This window comes from Halobacteriovorax sp. CON-3 (genome assembly GCF_043196995.1).
In the GTDB taxonomy this organism is placed as follows: domain Bacteria; phylum Bdellovibrionota; class Bacteriovoracia; order Bacteriovoracales; family Bacteriovoracaceae; genus Halobacteriovorax_A.
This window is the reverse complement of the sequence record NZ_JBEBNA010000001.1, coordinates 955,877-973,448: the sequence shown is the minus strand read 5'-3', so window position 1 is coordinate 973,448 and position 17,572 is coordinate 955,877. Positions and strand designations below refer to the sequence as shown.

At 37.8% G+C, this 17,572-nt stretch carries 17 protein-coding genes; 6 read left to right on the top strand and 11 right to left on the bottom strand.

Going from position 1 to position 17,572, the window contains the following annotated elements:
* Positions 1-24: 24 nt before the first annotated feature.
* On the bottom strand, positions 25-2,370 hold the full coding sequence (locus ABMA72_RS04445; protein ID WP_393056212.1) for a fatty acid cis/trans isomerase: 2,346 nt from the start codon (positions 2,368-2,370) through the stop codon (positions 25-27).
* Between the two features lie 50 nt (positions 2,371-2,420).
* Complete coding sequence (locus ABMA72_RS04440; protein ID WP_392856468.1) at positions 2,421-3,329, bottom strand: DMT family transporter; 909 nt, start codon at positions 3,327-3,329, stop codon at positions 2,421-2,423.
* 168 nt (positions 3,330-3,497) lie between these two features.
* Between ABMA72_RS04440 and ABMA72_RS04435 the strand changes: the two genes are divergently transcribed.
* A complete protein-coding gene (locus ABMA72_RS04435) occupies positions 3,498-3,860 on the top strand; it encodes a c-type cytochrome (RefSeq protein ID WP_392856467.1) in 363 nt (120 codons plus the stop codon).
* 38 nt (positions 3,861-3,898) lie between these two features.
* On the opposite strand, the gene ABMA72_RS04430 is transcribed toward ABMA72_RS04435, so the two are convergent.
* The 5 genes from ABMA72_RS04430 to ABMA72_RS04410 all read right to left on the bottom strand — a co-directional run bounded on the left by ABMA72_RS04430 (position 3,899) and on the right by ABMA72_RS04410 (position 10,169).
* Positions 3,899-4,495, bottom strand: coding sequence for a hypothetical protein (locus ABMA72_RS04430; protein ID WP_392856466.1), 597 nt, complete (start codon positions 4,493-4,495; stop codon positions 3,899-3,901).
* 152 nt (positions 4,496-4,647) lie between these two features.
* Positions 4,648-7,689 (bottom strand): efflux RND transporter permease subunit, encoded by a 3,042-nt coding sequence (locus ABMA72_RS04425; RefSeq protein ID WP_393056210.1) that lies wholly within the window; start codon positions 7,687-7,689, stop codon positions 4,648-4,650.
* Between the two features lie 11 nt (positions 7,690-7,700).
* Positions 7,701-8,369 (bottom strand): efflux RND transporter periplasmic adaptor subunit, encoded by a 669-nt coding sequence (locus ABMA72_RS04420; RefSeq protein WP_392856462.1) that lies wholly within the window; start codon positions 8,367-8,369, stop codon positions 7,701-7,703.
* Between the two features lie 2 nt (positions 8,370-8,371).
* Entirely contained in the window at positions 8,372-9,667 is a 1,296-nt protein-coding gene (locus ABMA72_RS04415; protein WP_392856460.1) for a TolC family protein, read from the bottom strand.
* Positions 9,668-9,716: 49 nt separating this feature from the next.
* Positions 9,717-10,169, bottom strand: coding sequence for a MarR family winged helix-turn-helix transcriptional regulator (locus ABMA72_RS04410; RefSeq protein ID WP_393056208.1), 453 nt, complete (start codon positions 10,167-10,169; stop codon positions 9,717-9,719).
* Positions 10,170-10,277: 108 nt separating this feature from the next.
* On the opposite strand from ABMA72_RS04410, the gene ABMA72_RS04405 reads away from it, so the two are divergent.
* Positions 10,278-10,799: a TetR/AcrR family transcriptional regulator gene (locus ABMA72_RS04405; protein WP_392856457.1), complete on the top strand. Its 522-nt coding sequence runs from the start codon at positions 10,278-10,280 to the stop codon at positions 10,797-10,799.
* A 1-nt stretch (position 10,800) separates the two neighbouring features.
* Here ABMA72_RS04405 and ABMA72_RS04400 read toward each other — a convergent pair whose 3' ends face one another.
* Positions 10,801-12,075 carry an acetyl-CoA hydrolase/transferase family protein gene (locus ABMA72_RS04400; RefSeq protein WP_393056206.1) on the bottom strand — a complete coding sequence of 425 codons (1,275 nt, stop codon included), beginning with the start codon at positions 12,073-12,075 and terminating at the stop codon, positions 10,801-10,803.
* Between the two features lie 113 nt (positions 12,076-12,188).
* On the opposite strand from ABMA72_RS04400, the gene ABMA72_RS04395 reads away from it, so the two are divergent.
* Positions 12,189-13,517, top strand: coding sequence for an MATE family efflux transporter (locus tag ABMA72_RS04395; protein WP_393056204.1), 1,329 nt, complete (start codon positions 12,189-12,191; stop codon positions 13,515-13,517).
* Here ABMA72_RS04395 and ABMA72_RS04390 read toward each other — a convergent pair.
* Positions 13,514-13,897, bottom strand: coding sequence for a response regulator (locus ABMA72_RS04390; RefSeq protein WP_392856452.1), 384 nt, complete (start codon positions 13,895-13,897; stop codon positions 13,514-13,516). The two genes, ABMA72_RS04395 and ABMA72_RS04390, sit on opposite strands and share 4 nt — an antisense overlap.
* 244 nt (positions 13,898-14,141) lie before the next feature.
* Between ABMA72_RS04390 and ABMA72_RS04385 the strand changes: the two genes are divergently transcribed.
* Positions 14,142-14,561, top strand: a complete 420-nt coding sequence (locus ABMA72_RS04385; RefSeq protein WP_392856450.1) for a CBS domain-containing protein — start codon at positions 14,142-14,144, stop codon at positions 14,559-14,561.
* On the opposite strand, the gene ABMA72_RS04380 is transcribed toward ABMA72_RS04385, so the two are convergent.
* Positions 14,551-15,255 (bottom strand): hypothetical protein, encoded by a 705-nt coding sequence (locus tag ABMA72_RS04380; protein WP_393056202.1) that lies wholly within the window; start codon positions 15,253-15,255, stop codon positions 14,551-14,553. The two genes, ABMA72_RS04385 and ABMA72_RS04380, sit on opposite strands and share 11 nt — an antisense overlap.
* Positions 15,256-15,317: 62 nt before the next feature.
* Between ABMA72_RS04380 and ABMA72_RS04375 the strand changes: the two genes are divergently transcribed.
* Positions 15,318-15,941, top strand: a complete 624-nt coding sequence (locus ABMA72_RS04375) for an FMN-binding negative transcriptional regulator (RefSeq protein WP_393056201.1) — start codon at positions 15,318-15,320, stop codon at positions 15,939-15,941.
* On the opposite strand, the gene ABMA72_RS04370 is transcribed toward ABMA72_RS04375, so the two are convergent.
* A complete protein-coding gene (locus ABMA72_RS04370) occupies positions 15,936-16,733 on the bottom strand; it encodes a LysR family transcriptional regulator (protein ID WP_393056199.1) in 798 nt (265 codons plus the stop codon). The two genes, ABMA72_RS04375 and ABMA72_RS04370, sit on opposite strands and share 6 nt — an antisense overlap.
* A gap of 99 nt (positions 16,734-16,832) precedes the next feature.
* Here ABMA72_RS04370 and ABMA72_RS04365 point away from each other — a divergent pair, with 99 nt between their 5' ends.
* A complete protein-coding gene (locus ABMA72_RS04365) occupies positions 16,833-17,558 on the top strand; it encodes a TSUP family transporter (RefSeq protein WP_393056197.1) in 726 nt (241 codons plus the stop codon).
* Positions 17,559-17,572 lie beyond the last annotated feature (14 nt).

Here is a 17,572-nt window from a genome sequence, read left to right as displayed (position 1 = left end):
AATATTAACTAAAATTTGGTGTCTTTAACGATTTTCGAGACGGTTTAAATCATAGAGACCAAATTCAATAGGTTTTGTTTTTAAAGCAATGTCGTGAATCTTGTCGAGAGTTGGCCAAAACCTCTTATCACTTCTTCTTACTCCATAGCGATCAAGAAGCCTGCTATAACTTGCTTCTGATTTAGTATTTTTAATTGCATTCACAAAATTAGGGATTTGAGATTCTTTCATGCGAAAGATTGTATTTGGATAACTCCCAATTGTTCCTTTTGTCACAGTAAAATTATCTTCTTGGGTGATTCGCTGACTACCTTCTTTAAGGAGGTGAGAGATATTATAATGAGCATTATTATGAATTAATGTATAAGTTTCATTCGTATCCTCAACTAAGATAAAAGAAAGCTGAGAAAAGAGATTAACAGAGGTATGCTTCATCTCTTGATTGTTCATTAGACTTTGTAGACCTTCATTGTGCACTTGGTATTCTTTATTTAAGGAAGGGCCTATTCTTTTTTTAATTAGCTCAAATAGCTCACTCTTTGCATCCTTTGTTTTGTACGAAATTTGCGGGGCTTTATTAATCCAAGCATAACGGCCAACAATATGTTTTTTGACTTCGTCAGATGCCCTCTCATACCAATGATCTCTTTCTTTGATTCTCTGCTTAGAAGGTAAGAGTGTAAGGAAATTAAACTCACCCTCAAGCCTTAGAAAGTCCATATAGAGTCTAGTGTTGAGCTGGTGAGAGACGTTGCCGTAAACATCGAAACCTGCAACTAATAAATAGTGAATTCTCTCAAGTAAAGGGTAGTCGATAATCCATGCTGTTTTTGGGTTTTGCCCAACCATGCCCTTTAAAACTGTCGCACTATCAAAGTGCCTAAATATCGTAAGGGCGGCATTTTGATTATTCTTTCCACCATTCCAAATCGAATTTAAATTTAAAATATTATGGTTTTCGTCGATAAACTTCGATTTCTTTTCTAAGTACTTCTCTTCTTCATTCTTATACTTAAACCACTGAATTCCTCCAGCGTTAGCATACTGGGCAGGGAGACTCATTCGTTCCAATTCATTTGTCAGCGGAAAAGATTTTCTGTCGCGATAGAGTTTTGGGTTGATAAAGAAAACCCAGAAGTGATCTTGAATCACATTAAGTGCAATTTGACCTCGACAGACTGGCCCTTTAATAAAGTTAGAAATCGTATATTGAGATTCTTTAAGAAGAAACTCATAACGAGACTGAACAGGGAGGTCCTTGAATGATAGAAATGGATTCGCACTAATATGTGGCCTATAGCTTGGTAGTTCCTTAACCGAATACTTCGGTTTAAGAAATAAATTTGAATACCAATTCATTCTCTCTTGGTTAAAGAGATAAGGCATATGAGTTTTGTCGACGATCGTTTCTTTCTGCTTAACTAAACGGTAGTAAACTCTTTTTACTTTTGGATCATCAAATGGCCTGCGAGTTGCGATGATCTCAACCGGTTTTCCGGAAGGAGTCTTTGATCTTACTAATTTATAGAAGTTTGAATTCGCTTTATTGCTAAAGTGAAGATTTGCAAGATAGAGGTGCTCATAGAGATAGCGTGCCATGAGTTGGCCTTTCTTACTGTCCTTGTTTAAGAATTTTTCCCAACGTCTAATCTGCTTTTTATCAAATTTTGGTAATGGAAGATCTTTATTAAATTTTGACCCCTGTGCAATCCAAGTTGTAATTGTTTTGCTCTCTTTATCGCTTAGTGCCGGTAGGCCATATGGCATTCCTCCAAATGGAGAAGCCTGTGCATAGTCTTCAAACTCGTCTTTCTTAGGGCAGAAACGATCATTTTCAAGACTAAAGTCTAAACTGCTTGGCAGTAGTTTTGTTTTAGGAAGGGGAGCGATCTCCTTGAGTTTAAGCATTTTGGCCATGACGCTTTCGTTCATATGCTTACTTGAGACAGAGAAGAAGCCTTTGTCTCTCCACTGCTTAGTTGACGTGGCATCAATGTAGAGGCGGCTGGGTGATGAGGCCACAAGGCGCTCGCCCATGTAGACCTTATTCTTGGAGGCACCTCTTTGAATGGCCTCTTTTGAAGTCAGTTTAAGCTGACATGGAGAATCGTAGCAACTATGGCAAACGACACAGCGATTATCAAAAATAGGCTTCACATCCTTATTGAAATCGACCTTCTTCTTACCATTCCAATGATTGGCCTGTTGTTGAGTAAAAACAACTTCTTCATTAGCGATCTTCTTAAGCGCTTTTTTAGTGGCCTCTTGATGAATCACTTGATCTTTTGGAGTAAGAGTTTCTAAGTCATTACTATTTGAACAACTAAAAAGAAGAATGCTTATAAGAGTAAATAGAGAGAGTGCTTTCATTATTACCATGCCTAATTAAAAATATTTAGAATATGGTATTAATAAAGACCTCAATTGTCATTTGGTTTTGGTTTTGGTTTCTTAGGACGCGACAGGTGAGTCCCAAGATAAATACAAGTAAGAAGAATTGAAGCCCCGATAATTTCAAGTGACGAAAATGGTTCGTTAAATAGAAAGATACTAAGGGTCTTTGCAATAACTGGTTGTAACAGAATAATGAGGCCTGAGACAGATAAAGGCGCCGACTTAAGCCCATAACTTATTAGAGACCAGCCAATAATCTGGCACAGTATGGCCAGTCCTAGAACCGAAGGTAGGTGTGAAAAGCTAAGGCCTTTATATCCCTGTTCAAATTGAGCACTTAGAAAGAGTAGTGCTCCTGTCACAAGAGAAGAGTAAGTGATGATCTCTAAGGCCGTAATTTTCGTTTTAAAGCTCATAAGAGATGTTTTCTTAATTGAGGTCGTATAAAGAGAGTAACAAAGCCCTGTGGTTAGTCCAAAGAGAACTCCCCAGAAGAATTCTTCAGATTGGTAAAACTCAACTTGCCCCTTGAGAATGAGAAAGACTCCAAAGAAGGCAAAGAAAAAGACCAAAAGTTTTTTTATTGTAATTTTCTCTTTATAAAGAATGAGGCCAAAAACAAGTAAGTAGAAGACTTGGGTATTTCCTAGGATTGTGGACATCCCGGCGCCAATGAGGTGGACTGAGCGATGCCAGACAAATAAGTCCATCGCAAAGCAGAAACCTATGACGGCCGTCATAGTATAGAAGCGTTTGTCCTTGATATAATTTTTCTTAATAAGAAGTTGGTAAATAAGAAGAATTGATCCAGCAATTCCGCAACGGAGTGCTCCAATCATGCTTGGTGAGAGGTCGCCAGTTAGGTTTTTGACAAAGATGGGTGCCAGTCCGATGCAAATTGTTCCTAAAATTAGGCTTATGACACTTGTGTTCATTCTTAACTCTCTTTTAACTCACTATTAAGCTTTTTGGGCCAGTCACTAGGTGCAAGAGAGTATAGCTCAAGAAATGGCCAGGGGGGTATATTTTCTTTTAAATTTACTGACGATTTGACGATAATTGCATAAAGTATAGCTACGCTATAAATATAAAGGAGATATATTGTGAATTTATTTAAAATCACTGTTGTTGCTGCTCTACTAAGTGTAACTGCTTACGCTGGTGACGCTGCTAAAGGTAAAGCAATTTACAAAAAAGTTAACTGTGCTCTTTGCCACAATGCTGATGGTATGGGAAAGGCAAAAGATGGTAAGCTTGCGATCGTTAAAGGTCCAAGAATTGCTGGTCTAGATGCTGCTTACATTATTGAGCAAGTAACTGCAATCAAGTCTAAAAAGAGAAAGACTAAGAACACATCAATGATGTGGACAAAAGTTCGTGGCCTATCAGACCAAGACATTAAAGATGTTGCAGCATATGTAACAACTATGTCTAAGGATAAGTTCAAAGGTATGAACCAAAAATAAGACAAATATTAAGGGCCTCTTTTGAGGCCCTTTTTTTATTATTTAATTTCAAAAAATATTCTAAATCCACCGTAATTTTGATCATAAACACCATTGAAATCATTGCCTGAGATTTCAATAAGGCGCTTAAGACTGAAGTCTAAGCTAGTAATCACATTTTCACCATTTTGATACTGCTCGTATTTCTCTTTTGTTAGTAAGTCCTTCACATTGAAGCTTGCTGTGATTTTTGAGAGGTCTTGGTTATCAGTGATATCAACCTGAGAAAGTTTTTTGTAAACACCATCTTGATAGAAGAGGATATTAGCACTCTTAGTTCTAACTTCCATTTCAAGATTACGATATGTCTTATATGTAAATAAATCGAAAATATTCTTATCTTTAAAAGCAAAACCTTTATCAGTTTCACTACATTGAACCATTTGAATATTAAGTGTTAACTCGATATTTTCGCCATTTTGTTGTGAGCTATAATTTTTAATTCGATAAGCTTGAAGCTTATTTCGATATAAGTCTTTCTTTGAGTTACAATTTGCCTTGGCACCATCGGATACTTTAACAACACCCTTTGAAGGCATTGGCATAGCTTGGCAAATTCCTGAACATAGAACTGAAGTAAGAATAATTGATCTCATCTTTAACTCTCTCTTATTTGGTCTTGGCTAAATAAATAATGAACACTTATAACATTTATTGAGGTGAATTTGTTCAAGGAGGGAAGAATTACAGGCCATGCCTGAATTTTAGACATAAAAAAAGGCCCCTCTTTCGGGGCCTTTATGGTGCTTTAAGCTTTTGAATTTAGTAGGTTAGATAACCATGTCTTCACTCGGTAAATAACCAAGTGAATCGTTGGTACGAGGGTATAAGTGAAGAAGATTGATCCCAACATCCCTCCAATGAGAACAGCTCCCATGGCCGACTTCATCTTATCGATCATAAATAGCTGCGGCATAGTCCCAGCGATAATTGCAATAGAAGTCATAAGAATTGGTTTAAGCTTCTCCTGCGCTCCCAACCAGAGAGCTTCCTTAATTTCAACACCTTCATCGAGTTTTTGCTGGGTGTATTCAATCATAAGAATAGCATTATTAACTGCCAGACCAACAACCATTACAATGGCCATCATGGAACCAATATTAACCGTCTGCTCTGTGTAGAACATCATTAAAAATGATCCTAGAAAGGACGTTAGAATTGCAGACCCAATCGATACAGGGAAGACAAAAGAGTTAAGAATTGCAACAAGTAGCATATACGTTAAGATTACCGCTAGCATGAAGGCCTTACCCATCTCTTGCTGAGACTCTTTTTGACTTTCTGCTTGCCCAGCAAACATAAACTTTGTCCCTTGTGGAAGTTCGGCCTGATTAAATTTTTGCCCGAGGTCTCCCATAATCGCACCTACAACGCCTTTTACAACGAAGGCCTTGATTTGAATGATTCTTTCCTTATCACGTCTTTTAAGTGGTGAAGTCGCTTCAACAACTTGAACCTTACCAAGACTTGAGATAGGAATTAGTCCATCTTTTCCGTGAATGAGAAACTTATCAAAGTCTGAAATATTTCTTTTGAACTCTGGGGCAAGAGTGACGTTAATATCATATTCCTCGCCACCTTCTTTATAAACGGCATCGTCGTTCCCGTTTACAAGGGCGCGAATCGTTCCACCAAGACGTGAACTTGAAAGGTTTTGACGAATAACTTTTTGCGGCTCAGAGACAAATTGAATTTCCATTTTTGGAATTCGATATGAACTTTCAATTGAACTAAAATAGCCCGAATCTTTCATGATTTTTTGCATTTTTTCTGATGCAATAACCATATTATCAAAATCATCACCAGTTACGTTAATCGTGATATCACCATCATTACTTGCATTTCGATTACCTCCTGTAAGAGTAATCTCTGCTTCAGGTATATTAGAAACTTTAGGAAGTAGGTCATCCATAATTTCTTTATAGTCTCTCTTACGTTTTGTTGCTGATGTTAAGTTAACTGTAATACGTGATCTTTCCTCACCGTCATAACCAATATCAGAAAGAGTTGAGACAACTTCAGGATACTTTCTGATAATCTCATCAACTTGCTTTGTGATATGTGCCGTTTTTTCAACTGGTGAACCATCTGGCATCAGGATGAACGCCTTAAACTCATCACGGTCAGATTTTGGTAGGAACTCGTTTCCAACACGTTTTGCTGGATACACAATCGTAAAGAATAGGGCCATAAGAACTATAATCGAAGTAATTGGCCAATTCATAAACTTGTCAAAGAACCAACGGTACTGTTTCGTTACCCATGCAAGAAGGCGATCAACAAGGCCTGCAAGCTTAGGAAATGGCCCTTTTAAAGTATCAGGGTCTTTAAGAAGAAGGGCACAAAGCATTGGAGTTAATGTAACAGATGCTAAGATTGAGAAGATCGTTGCAAATACAACTGTCATCCCAAATTGCAGCATGAACTTACCAACGATACCACCCATAAACGCTAGTGGAGTAAATACAACTAGGTTTGTTCCCGAAGATGCCATAACGGCAAGTAAAACTTCTTTTGTTCCGTCAATGGCAGCAGATTGAGAATCCTTTCCCATCTTAAGATGTTTGTAAACATTTTCAATAATGATAAGTGCGTTGGCAATAAGTGTTCCTAGACACGTACCAAACGCAAGGAGAGTCATAACGTTAATAGAGAACGATGACATATCCATAAGAAAGAGAGTTGAGATAATCGAAGTTGGAATTACGATACTTGCAATTAAGGCCCCTCGCCAGTCACCTAAGAAAGTTAGAAGAATAGCAATCGTTAAACCGATCCCCATAAAGATCGAGTTAATTGTTCCTTTTGTATCATCAAGAGTAATTCTCGTTGTATCAACAACTAGCTCTAGCTTCATTCCTTCAGGAAGCTCACTTTGAACTTTATCAAGTGATCCCTTTAGGTTCTCAACAATTTTGATGGCATCACCATCTGATAGTTTTAAAACAGATAAACCAACAACTTCTTTATCATTAAAGCGTGCCATTGTTTCAACTTCTTTAAAACTATCTGAGACATTACCAATCTCTTGAAGTCTGAAGACTTGTCCTTCGCGTGAAACGACTTCTAGGTTTCTAATCTCGTCAACATTGGCAAATTCACCAACAAAACGGACACTGATCTTTGAGTCTGTTGTATTGATTGAACCACCAGGAATATTTAAGTTCTTTCTTGAAATTGCGGCCAGTACATCTTCAATTGAAAGATAGTTTTGAATGAGAAGGTTATTATCAAGTTCAATATTAATTTCTCTTTCACGCCCTCCAAAGATATCGACAGAGGCAACACCATTAATCGAAGAGAGGCGAGACTTAAGCTTCTTATCGGCATACTCATATACTTGAGTCAGGTCATGCTTTGTACTTGAAAGAGCTAGTGTGGCAATCGGTTGAATGAGCGGGTCAAATTTTGCAATAATTGGACGATCGGCTCCATCTGGAAATTCATTTAAGATTGCTTCTACTTTATCTTTTACTTCAATTGACTTGATATTGGCATCCGCTTCAATATCAAATTCAATAATAACAATACCAAAACTATCACGGGCATCAGATTTGATTTTCTTAATCTGAGAAACCTCTGAAATTTCATCTTCAATTTTCTTAAGAATTTGAGACTCAATCTCTTCCGGTGAAGCACCAGCGTAGATTGTTTGTACTGTAATCAGTGGGAGCTCTACTTTAGGTGTAGGCTCAATAATTAAATTACCAATCGAAACAAGTCCCATTACCATAAAAATAGCAATGAAAATGATTGTCGTGGCAGGTCGTTTTACAAATATTTCAATCATCTTCTAACTCCTTAATCCTGATCCACTTGTGCTTCGATGATATTAACTTTCTCGCCATCACTTAGATAACGTTGGTCACTTAGCACAACAGTGTCGCCTTCACTTAATCCACTTTTCACAACAAAGAAGTTCTCGTTGCTATCACTGACTTCAATGTTTCGCTTCATAACCGTATTGTTTTGATCGACGATGAAGACATTATGTGAACCACCACGCTCTGAAACAGCTTCTCTTCTTACTGTTAAAGCATTTTCAAGTTTGTGAGTTTCAATATTCATAATATAGAGATTTGTTGGAATCTTCTTATTGGCAAAAGAGACAACAATCTTATGTAGACCGGAAAGGTAATCGGCCTTGGCATCAACTGAAACAACATTGCCGTAAACTTTCTTATCTTTTACGCGAATACTAACAAGTGCGCCTGGCCTAATTAAATTAGCAACCTTGGGAGCGACTGAAGCGTGAATCTTAGGGCCAATATTACTACCAGTTACAATAACAAAATTAGAGAACGCTCTTCTTGTAACTTTTGTTGTGTTGACTGGAGTTCCTGACTTTGCACGAATCGTATACATCGTGGCCGTCTCTTTTCCTTTTTTTCTTTGAAGATCAAGGTCTTTCACATACAAGCTTCCGGCGTAAAGAAGACCTACAACTAGTACGAAGATTATTTGCTTCATAATTATTTCTCTCCCTTCGTTGTACTCGTAAGAAGTCTATCCATTTCTGCACGAGTTACTTTAAGCTGAAGTTTTGTTTGGGCAAGGTTTAGTCGATGTTGAGTAAGTTGGATTTCACTATCATTTAATTGAAGTTGTGAAACTCCACCTGACTTAAATGAACTAAGTGCTACTTTATAAGATGAAGCGGCAAGCTTAACGGCCTCCGACTCAGCTTCAAACCTCTCCTGTAGCCCTTCATAGTCTTGCTCAAATTTTAAATATTGTGTTCTAATTTCTCTTCTAAGTTGGTTGAACTTTAAACGTGCGATATTTGCATCACTTCTTTTAATGGCAACTTCTGAGTTTTTACTTCCACCCAGATCCCAGTCAAATGTAAATTGAAGTCCAAATGAAAGATCATTTTGGTTGTGTGAAATATCACCAGTAAATGGTTTATCCACACGATAAGTAAGAGGAGAGTAGGCAACAAATAGCCCTAGATCAGGAAGTCGTTGGCTCTTTGCAAGCTCTACTGTGAAGTCTGAAAGTTGGATACTTTCTTTTAAAATCTTAACATCAACTGTTTCATCTAGCTTTTTTAGGTTTGATGGAATCGTTGCGATCTTATCTTGTGCATTGAAATTATCAGTTACAACTTGAACATCATCTTCAGGTTGTAATGCTAGAAAGTTTTTTAAGTCTAAGATTGCATTCTTTAGGTTCTTCTTTGCAATAATCCAATTTGGCTTTCGACTCGCAAGGTCTGCTTGCATCTTAATATTATCATTTCTCGAAATACGACCGTATGAAACACGCTCTTCAAGTGCCTTCTTATTCTTGACAGCATTCTTATAAGAGTCATTTGTGATTCTAACTAGCTCTTGGTTAAAGAGAACTCTGTAGTAGAGCTGTCTTGCAACATTTTCAACTTCTGCTTTTGTGACAACAGTCTTTAGCTCGCCAATGCGACTTGCAGATTCCGCAATGTCGACACCACTTGAGATCTTTCCAAAAGTATATAGTGGTTGAGTTAGTTGCACCCTCGCATTGTGATTCCAGTCGTATCCATGTGGCATGATATTTCCTTTACCATCATTCTTCGATACGCCGGCCGATATTGAGAGAACAGGGAATAGGTTAGAGGTTGCACTGCTTAGTGACTCTCTTGCCTGCTCTAGTTCTTGTCTTGCAATTCCAACATTTTCATTTCTTTTAGTAGCAAGTTCAACTACTGATTGTTCGCTTAGTTTGTACTGAGCAGCGCTTACGCTACTGGCCAGTCCAAGCAAGACGATATAGGTCTTGATCCTTCTCATGAGTGTCGTTCTCCTGTCTATTCTGTCTCTTTTTTGATTCTTAGGTGATTTATCTCTTCGATTGATAGAACTCTTCAATCATTCCAAGTTGGCAAAGAAGTTTAGATTTCTCTTCTTGGCTGAATCTTGATACCAGCTCTTGGCCCATACTAAAGTAGCGTGGAAGTACTTTATTAATTAAACTAAGGCCGTCTTCAGTTAGGGTAATCTTCTTTGATCTCGTATCATTTTCGTCAATGGCCTTCTTGACAAGATTGGCCGCCTCAAGTCTTTTAACGATTCCAGTGATATTTGCTTTTGAAACAAGTAGTTCATCTGCTAATTCAGTCGTCGTAACGGATTCTTGATCTGTTAGGTGTAGAATGACAAGAACATCAAATTGAGGCTTCGTTAGTTTAAAGTGCGAAACTTCTTCAGATACCATTTTATCGAGGATTCGAGTTGTACGGATCATGCGTCCGATAATGCTTTCCTGTACATATTCACTCTTTATTATTGACATTCTTTCTCCAAATTTGTTAATGTGTTAACTATATGGTTAACATGTTAACCAAATTGAATCAAGAAGATTATTCGATTTGACAGTAAGTTAACAAAAGGTAGTAGGTAGATGAACAAGACTAAACAGAATTTAATTGATGTCGCAATCCCTTTAATGGCCAAAAATGGTGTCTACGGTGTGAGCCTAAGAGATATTGCAAAGAAGGCCGAGATTAATGTGTCTTCAGTTCTTTATCACTTTGGTTCTAAAGAAGAGTTCATAACGACTTGTGGAGAACATTGTATCAATCTTCTTGCAGAACAAATTAAAGAGATTTCAAAACAAACATTTGATTCTGTTGAAGAGCTGAATCAGGCCATTAATCAAGGAGTCGAGCAGGGCAAGGAAGCTATCGCAATTTGTGTCATGCTTCTTGTCATTGATTCTCCTGGCTTTAGAGATATCTATGAAGGTTATGTTTCTGATTCATATGTTTCAGTACACGGACAAGAGAATCCGTTCTTATTAAATTTAAGATCATTTATTTCGTATATGATCTTTAAGAGAGTCGATTTAAAAGTTGCAAAAGAAAAATATGAGGGAAGTGGCATGGTAGAATTATTATGCCAATCCCCAATAGCTGCACTGTAGATTATGTTCTACAGTGCGTTTCGTGCCACATCTTTTCTAAGTTTTCTCGGTCATCTGGATGAGCAATTCTAATTAATTCTTGTGCTCGCTGATTAAGGCTTTTGCCATATAAGTCAGCAATTCCATACTCTGTAACAACATAGTGCATATGTGAACGAGTTGTTACAACTCCCGCTCCTGATCTTAGCGTTGGAACAATTTTTGGGAAACCTTTTGCACTTCGTGAATTAATAACAATGATTGGTTTACCACCTTCTGAAAGAGAAGCTCCTCTCATAAAGTCCATTTGTCCACCAACACCAGAAATAATTCGGTGACCAATTGAATCTGCACAAACCTGTCCTGTTAGATCAATCTCAACAGCGCTATTAATTGCACATACTTTTGGATTTCTCTTAATGATACTTGGGTTATTAACATAGTCTGCTTCTAGTTGGATGACACTTGGATTATCATTAATAAAGTCATGTACATCTTGGCCTCCAACAATAAAGGCACTAACTGTTTTTCCTCGGTGAACATTTTTTAGAGAGTTATTAACGGCACCACTTTTAATTAACTCAAGAGCTCCGTTTGACCACATCTCTGTGTGAATTCCCAGGTTCTTGTGATTTGTTAGGCTGGCCAATACGGCATCAGGAATTGAGCCAATTCCCATTTGTAGAGTTGAGCCATCTTCAATCAGAGTCGATGTTAGCTGACCAATTTTTAAATCCTCTTCACTTAAGCATACTTCTTGATGGCCAACAATTTTCTCATCAATTTCAATTGCATAGTCGATATCATTGACGTGGATAAATCCATCACCATGAACACGAGGCATATTTGGGTTGATTTGTGCGATTACAATTTTGGCACTACTTACTGCTGCCTTAGCAACATCAACCGAAGTACCTAGAGTGCAGTGGCCATGTTGATCTGGTGGACTGACATGAATAAGAGCGAAGTCTAGTGGGATCCTTCCACTACGAAATAGATTTGGAATCTCTGATAGAAAGCAAGGAAGGTAATCAACTCTTTGATAGTCGATATGCTTTCTTACATTACCACCAACAAAGAGATTGATGATTTTAAAATTTTCACAATATTCTTCATTTGCATACTTTGCATCACCATGAGTGTGGAGGTGAGTTAGCGTTACATCTTTTAGTTTATGAGCATTTTCAAGTAGGCCATCGATTAGGGCCTGCGGTGTTGAGTCTCCACCGTGAATAAAAATGTTTGAGTTAGAATAGACTATTGATAAAGCTTCCGCTGCATTTGAAACGATTTTCACAAGCACTCCTTTGTGTTCATATTCTACGAATTTTTGGCCGAGATTTAAAGTATATTTGGTTACAATTTTTATATGCCATCTATTAAAAAATTGAGGTATAACCTCTAACTATTATGGTAGTTGCAACAACGAGTAAGAGACTCAAAGAACTCATTTATTTTACGATTCCACTTGTTATCGGCCAAGTTGGTCAGATGCTTTTTAACGTTGGTGATATTTTTGTGGCCGGACGTTATTCAACATCAGCAGTTGCATCCATTGGTGTTGCGGCAGGAATATTATCTCCATTTATTATGATTGGAATCTCAACGCTATTCTCTGTCAGTGCCGTTACCGCAAGAATGCGTGGTGAAGAGACTAACCCACATGAGAATGGTGTATGGGGGAGTGGAATGACTTTAGCGCTTCTTTTAGGAAGTGTTATTTGTACGGCCCTTTATATTTTTACATATTTTGTCGACCACATCGGTTTAAATAAAGAGATTGTCCCACTTGTTAAGACCTATCTTTATTGGGTTAATATCTCAATTATTCCTGCCCTGATTTTTCAGATGATTAAGGAATATCTACAGGCCTTTGATAAAACGATTTTTGCAAACTCACTTATTATCATAATGAATGTTGTTAACCTCATCATGAATTACTGCTTAATGTTTGGTATCGGTCCTATTCCTGAAATGGGAATTAAGGGAGCTGCTGTTGCAACTGTTATAACTCGTTTTGTTCTCGCTATTATCATTTACGTCTATGCTTACCGTGTGCTTCCAATTGAAACACACTTTAATAAGAAGTCGTTTAAAGAACTTATTAAGCTTGGAATCCCTGTTGGACTTGGAACATTTATTGAAGTTCTCATGTTCTCAACAGTTACGGTTTTAATTGGCCGTATGAGCCTTGTTGCCTCTGCGTCTCATAATATCGTTTTAACAATTGCAGGTTTAACTTTTATGGTTCCTCTCGCAATTAATGGAGCTGCCGGTGTTAAGGTTGGCTATGCTCTAGGGCGTAAGGATATGGAGATGATAAAGAACTACTCGTATGGGTGTATCTTTATGGCCGTCTCTTACATGGTCTTTACTGCAATCTGCTATTTCTTATTCCATAAATTTTTAATGGGACTTTTTACAACTGATCAGGCCGTTATTTTATACGGCTCAGGGCTTTTCCTATACGTTGCTCTCTTTCAAATTCCTGATGGCCTACAAGTTGCCATGTGGGGAGTTCTAAGAGGTCTTGGAATGAGTAAACAACCGATGCTTTATTCATTCTGTGGCTACTGGCTAATTGCAATTCCTGTTGGAGTCTATCTTAGTTATAAGCATGGAATGGAAGCCGCTGGTTTATGGGCGGGACTTGCTATTGGATTGACAATTGTTTCAATGATTCTGTCTCTTCTATTTAAAAAGAGAATCGGTGAGCTTTCAAAAGAGTGGGGAATCTAGGATTCTGTTTGTTGGCTTAACTTCTCTTCGATATAGAGAATGACCTTATCAAAGTCAAAGGGCTTCGTCATAAGATCAACGGCACCAAGTTCTTTGGCCCTTTGTGCATTTAGTTCATCAATGAAGCCTGTGATTATTAGAACAGGAGGGGTTTGAGTATTAAGTTTACGAATCTCTTCTAGGAGCTTAAGCCCATCCATCTTTGGCATTTTTAAGTCAGTAATAACGAAGTCAACTGGGTTACGTTTAGCGTAGTCTAGGGCCATCTCACCATCTTTTACACCAATGGTTTCATAACCAAATGACTCAAAGGTTTCGACGTAGATATCATTTAATGTTGGTTCGTCCTCGGCAACCAGGACCCTCTTTTTAGCTAACATATATAAAAATTGTATGTAATCTTTTGGCCTTATGCAAACGCATAAATGGGAGCCAGGGAGATATCTTAAGTGTCTCTTGATTCTATATAGTTAGCTCCCTAAGCTAAAGATTGTGAGCTTTGGGCCTCTAAATCCTATGCCATATGTTTAAGGCAAAAATTAAGAATTTTTTTCGTAAAAACTGACACTTGTCAGTTACCAATTAATCCATTGTGCTAATCTAAATTTAATTTAGGAGGCATATATGAAACATATATCAGTCGAAGAATTTACAACTCCTGCTGTTCACGTTGTGGATCAGGATGCCAGTATTGATATTGCTTTTAAGATTATGAAAGACAATGGAATTAGGCACCTTCCTGTAAGTGACGGGAATCAAATTGTGGGAATCATTTCTGAAAGAGATGTCATGTCGATTTATGGAAAGAGCTGGTGTGATGGTGTTCTTGTTAAGGACTTTATGAATGAATCTGTTCTTGCTGTTAATAAGGACGATAGTTTAGGTGAAGTTGCCTATCAATTAGCAAGTCACAAGGTTGGGTCTGCAATTGTTCTCAATAATAGAAATCGTGTCTACGGTATCTTTACAGTAACAGATGCACTTAATGCTCTTGTCGAAGTCTTTGTCGACGATGCTTATAAGAGAAGTGATATTAGAAGTTAATCTCTTCTTTAGTAAATAGCACCGGGCAAACTGGTGATTCAGAAGCTAAGTGAAGGGGGAGTGGAAATCCTGAAAAGAAATACTTTCCAGCTGGCACATCGTGAAGTTTTAAGTTTTCAAAGATTGCGGCCTGCTTAAAGAGAGTATTGTGAATTGGTCTATTTCTACTCCCTGGATTAAAGTCCGAAGACTTCCAAGAAGTTCCATACATATTAAAGTTAGGGTTTTGTAATAAGTAGTCAGCGCTTTCTTGTGAAAGTGTTAAGACATAATTTGGATCGTGAAGTTGTGATTCGTTTAATGGCATTTCTTCAACTGACAAAATTAACTTACTTGGAATCTCATCTCCAAGCTCGGCCTTTAGCTCACTAAGTGAGACTTCCCAATGATAAACGCCATCTAGTCCTTTTACAGGTCTCCAATCTTGTCCTTTTAATTTCACGACAGTTACTGGCCCAAAAAATGAATTTACTTGCTTCTTAAAGTAGTCATCAACGCTCATCCCATCTTTCATGGTGTGAGACTGAGCTTCCATGTGAGTTAAGCTATGGGGCTTCAGAAGGTGGGCGTCATAATTTACTGGAGGACCTTTTGGGTCATTCATCGAGTAAATATTCTCTCGCTTATAGCCTTGGCCTTCAAACCACATTCCAGGCATTGATTCTGTAATAATTGGGCTTAGGATATAAGGCATTTTAACTCCAGTGTTTATTGAGTTATCATTGTAGCATTAATAAATGAATTAGAGGTAGTAGAATGCATATACCAAAGCTATTCAAACAGGAAGATAAAGCCGAGTTAATAAAGCAGATGAAGGAGACGACATTTGCGAATTTGATATCAAACGGAAATGAAGGGATTGAGGTTAATCATCTTCCTCTTTGTGTTGTCGAAGAAGAGGGGAAGCTCTTTTTATTTGGCCATATTGCAAAAGCTAATGGCCTTTGGAAGAAAACACTTGATGCTAGTGAAGTCGTTGCTACGTTTAATGGACCTCATTGTTATATTTCGCCAAATCATTACCCAACAAAGAAAGAGACTGGTAAAGCTGTTCCAACTTGGAATTATATTGTTGTTCACGCTCGTGGAAAAATTTCCTTTATTGAAGACAAGGAGTGGATTCTTAATTCCATCGAGATACTCACAAATGAGCAGGAAGAGGGAAGTCACAGTCCTTGGAAAATTGAAGATGCTCCTCGTGATTATACTCAAAAGCTTCTGGCCGCAATTGTGGGAGTTAAAATTGAAGTGACTTCTCTTGAAGGCCAGTGGAAGCTTAGTCAAAACCAACCAATTGAGAATAGACAAGGAGTGATATCAGCTCTTAGTAGCTCAGAAGATCCTTATCAAAGAGGAGTCGCTCAAAGAATGAAGTTATAATTCTTTTAGCGCTTTTATAAATAATTTAACATTTTCACGCTCAAAGCTACGTTTTCTTGCAACAATATAGATGGGGCGATAAATCCCAGTCTTTTTCATCTGATCACTTCTTACGCCAACACTTTTGGCGATACTTTCTGGAACAAGACCACGACAAAAGCCACTCTTTGCCATTTGAGCTATCGGTGAGAGAAACTCACTTCTTTCATCGATAATAATCTTCTTCCTATTTACATCCTTGGCTATGGATGCCCATGTCCCACTTGTTTCTTCCACGCAAAATAAACGCCCCTTCTTGCCAATGATGACCATTTCTTCTTTGGCGACTTCTTCAACATGAATTCCTGGAATATTTCTTGGACGGCCACCGACAACAGCTAAGGCATAGTCTCCACTTGCGACTTTGTCTGCCAACACTGGTGTACGATGGGCGTGTGGCTCGATAATGACCTCTTTATTCTTTTTGGCAAAATCTGTAATAAATTTAGCGCCCCATGAAGAAAGGATCGATTCAGAGAAACCAATGGCAAGTCTGGACATCTCTTCATAGTCTTGGTCGAGAATCTCTTTTAACTTCTGCATAAGAGGGAGACTGTCAAAAAGAAGCTTCTGCCCGGCCGTAGTGATCTCGACATTACGACCTTTTTTTACAACTAAGATCTTCTTAGTTTGTTGTTCTAGACTTTGAATTCTCTTACTCACTGTTGATTGAGTGACTCTTAGGCTTGTTGCGGCCTTTCCCATTGTTTTATACTTTGCAAGGGCATTAAGAGTCTCAAGTTCGACTAACATCGCTTTCTCCATATATTCGATATTTGAATATATTGTATTCTATATATTCGCTTTTTTCATTATATGTTTTTGTCGATAATACAGTCAATGGGAGGGGATATGGATTTAGAGAGCTTATTCTTTTATATTCTATTTACAAGTATTATATCAGGGGCCCTAGGTATGGCCGGTGGAATTATTCTGATGGCCATCTTCCTAGTCTACCTCCCTCTACCTGTTGCCCTAATTCTCCAAGGAATAACACAAGCAAGCTCAAATGGCTTTAGGGCGGCCGTTAACTATAAGAATATTGAATTTAAGGTAGTTTTACCTTATCTGCTAGGGACAGCAATTGCTTATGGGGTATTTCAAGGGATAGAGTTGAAACTTTCTAAAAAGGTTATCTTTATCATATTGGGTATTCTGCCAATTATTGGATTGCTAAAACCTTTAGCTATTCATTTTGATATTGAAAAAAGAGGTCGTGCACTCCTTTGTGGATTAATCGTTTCATCTTCACAGGCCTTGAGTGGTGTATCTGGATCTGCTTTAGACTTGTTCTTTCTTTCAAGTCGAGTAGGGCGATTTTCAATTGTTGCCACAAAGGCCTTTACACAAATGCTGGGGCATCTTGCTAAAACTATTTTTTTCATAAGTCTTTATGAATTTAATCTAGGTGAAATGCCATATACATTCTATTTTGTGGCAATTTTTACTCCGCTTCTCGGTGCTGTTACAGGAAAAATGATTTTAAAAAAGATGTCTGATCGTTATTTTGTAAAAGTTGCGAAGGTTGTGATGGTAGGGTTTAGTGGTTCAATGATTTATCGTGGTGTAATGATGTAAAAAAGGTCAGTATT

Bases quoted from the DNA above. Each gene is read 5' to 3' on its own strand.
- ABMA72_RS04445 (WP_393056212.1), bottom strand. From the start codon at position 2,370: ATGAAAGCACTCTCTCTATTTACTCTTATAAGCATTCTTCTTTTTAGT.
- ABMA72_RS04440 (WP_392856468.1), bottom strand. From the start codon at position 3,329: ATGAACACAAGTGTCATAAGCCTAATTTTAGGAACAATTTGCATCGGA.
- ABMA72_RS04430 (WP_392856466.1), bottom strand. From the start codon at position 4,495: ATGAGATCAATTATTCTTACTTCAGTTCTATGTTCAGGAATTTGCCAA.
- ABMA72_RS04425 (WP_393056210.1), bottom strand. From the start codon at position 7,689: ATGATTGAAATATTTGTAAAACGACCTGCCACGACAATCATTTTCATT.
- ABMA72_RS04420 (WP_392856462.1), bottom strand. From the start codon at position 8,369: ATGAAGCAAATAATCTTCGTACTAGTTGTAGGTCTTCTTTACGCCGGA.
- ABMA72_RS04415 (WP_392856460.1), bottom strand. From the start codon at position 9,667: ATGAGAAGGATCAAGACCTATATCGTCTTGCTTGGACTGGCCAGTAGC.
- ABMA72_RS04410 (WP_393056208.1), bottom strand. From the start codon at position 10,169: ATGTCAATAATAAAGAGTGAATATGTACAGGAAAGCATTATCGGACGC.
- ABMA72_RS04405 (WP_392856457.1), top strand. From the start codon at position 10,278: ATGAACAAGACTAAACAGAATTTAATTGATGTCGCAATCCCTTTAATG.
- ABMA72_RS04395 (WP_393056204.1), top strand. From the start codon at position 12,189: ATGGTAGTTGCAACAACGAGTAAGAGACTCAAAGAACTCATTTATTTT.
- ABMA72_RS04390 (WP_392856452.1), bottom strand. From the start codon at position 13,897: ATGTTAGCTAAAAAGAGGGTCCTGGTTGCCGAGGACGAACCAACATTA.
- ABMA72_RS04385 (WP_392856450.1), top strand. From the start codon at position 14,142: ATGAAACATATATCAGTCGAAGAATTTACAACTCCTGCTGTTCACGTT.
- ABMA72_RS04380 (WP_393056202.1), bottom strand. From the start codon at position 15,255: ATGCCTTATATCCTAAGCCCAATTATTACAGAATCAATGCCTGGAATG.
- ABMA72_RS04375 (WP_393056201.1), top strand. From the start codon at position 15,318: ATGCATATACCAAAGCTATTCAAACAGGAAGATAAAGCCGAGTTAATA.
- ABMA72_RS04370 (WP_393056199.1), bottom strand. From the start codon at position 16,733: ATGTTAGTCGAACTTGAGACTCTTAATGCCCTTGCAAAGTATAAAACA.
- ABMA72_RS04365 (WP_393056197.1), top strand. From the start codon at position 16,833: ATGGATTTAGAGAGCTTATTCTTTTATATTCTATTTACAAGTATTATA.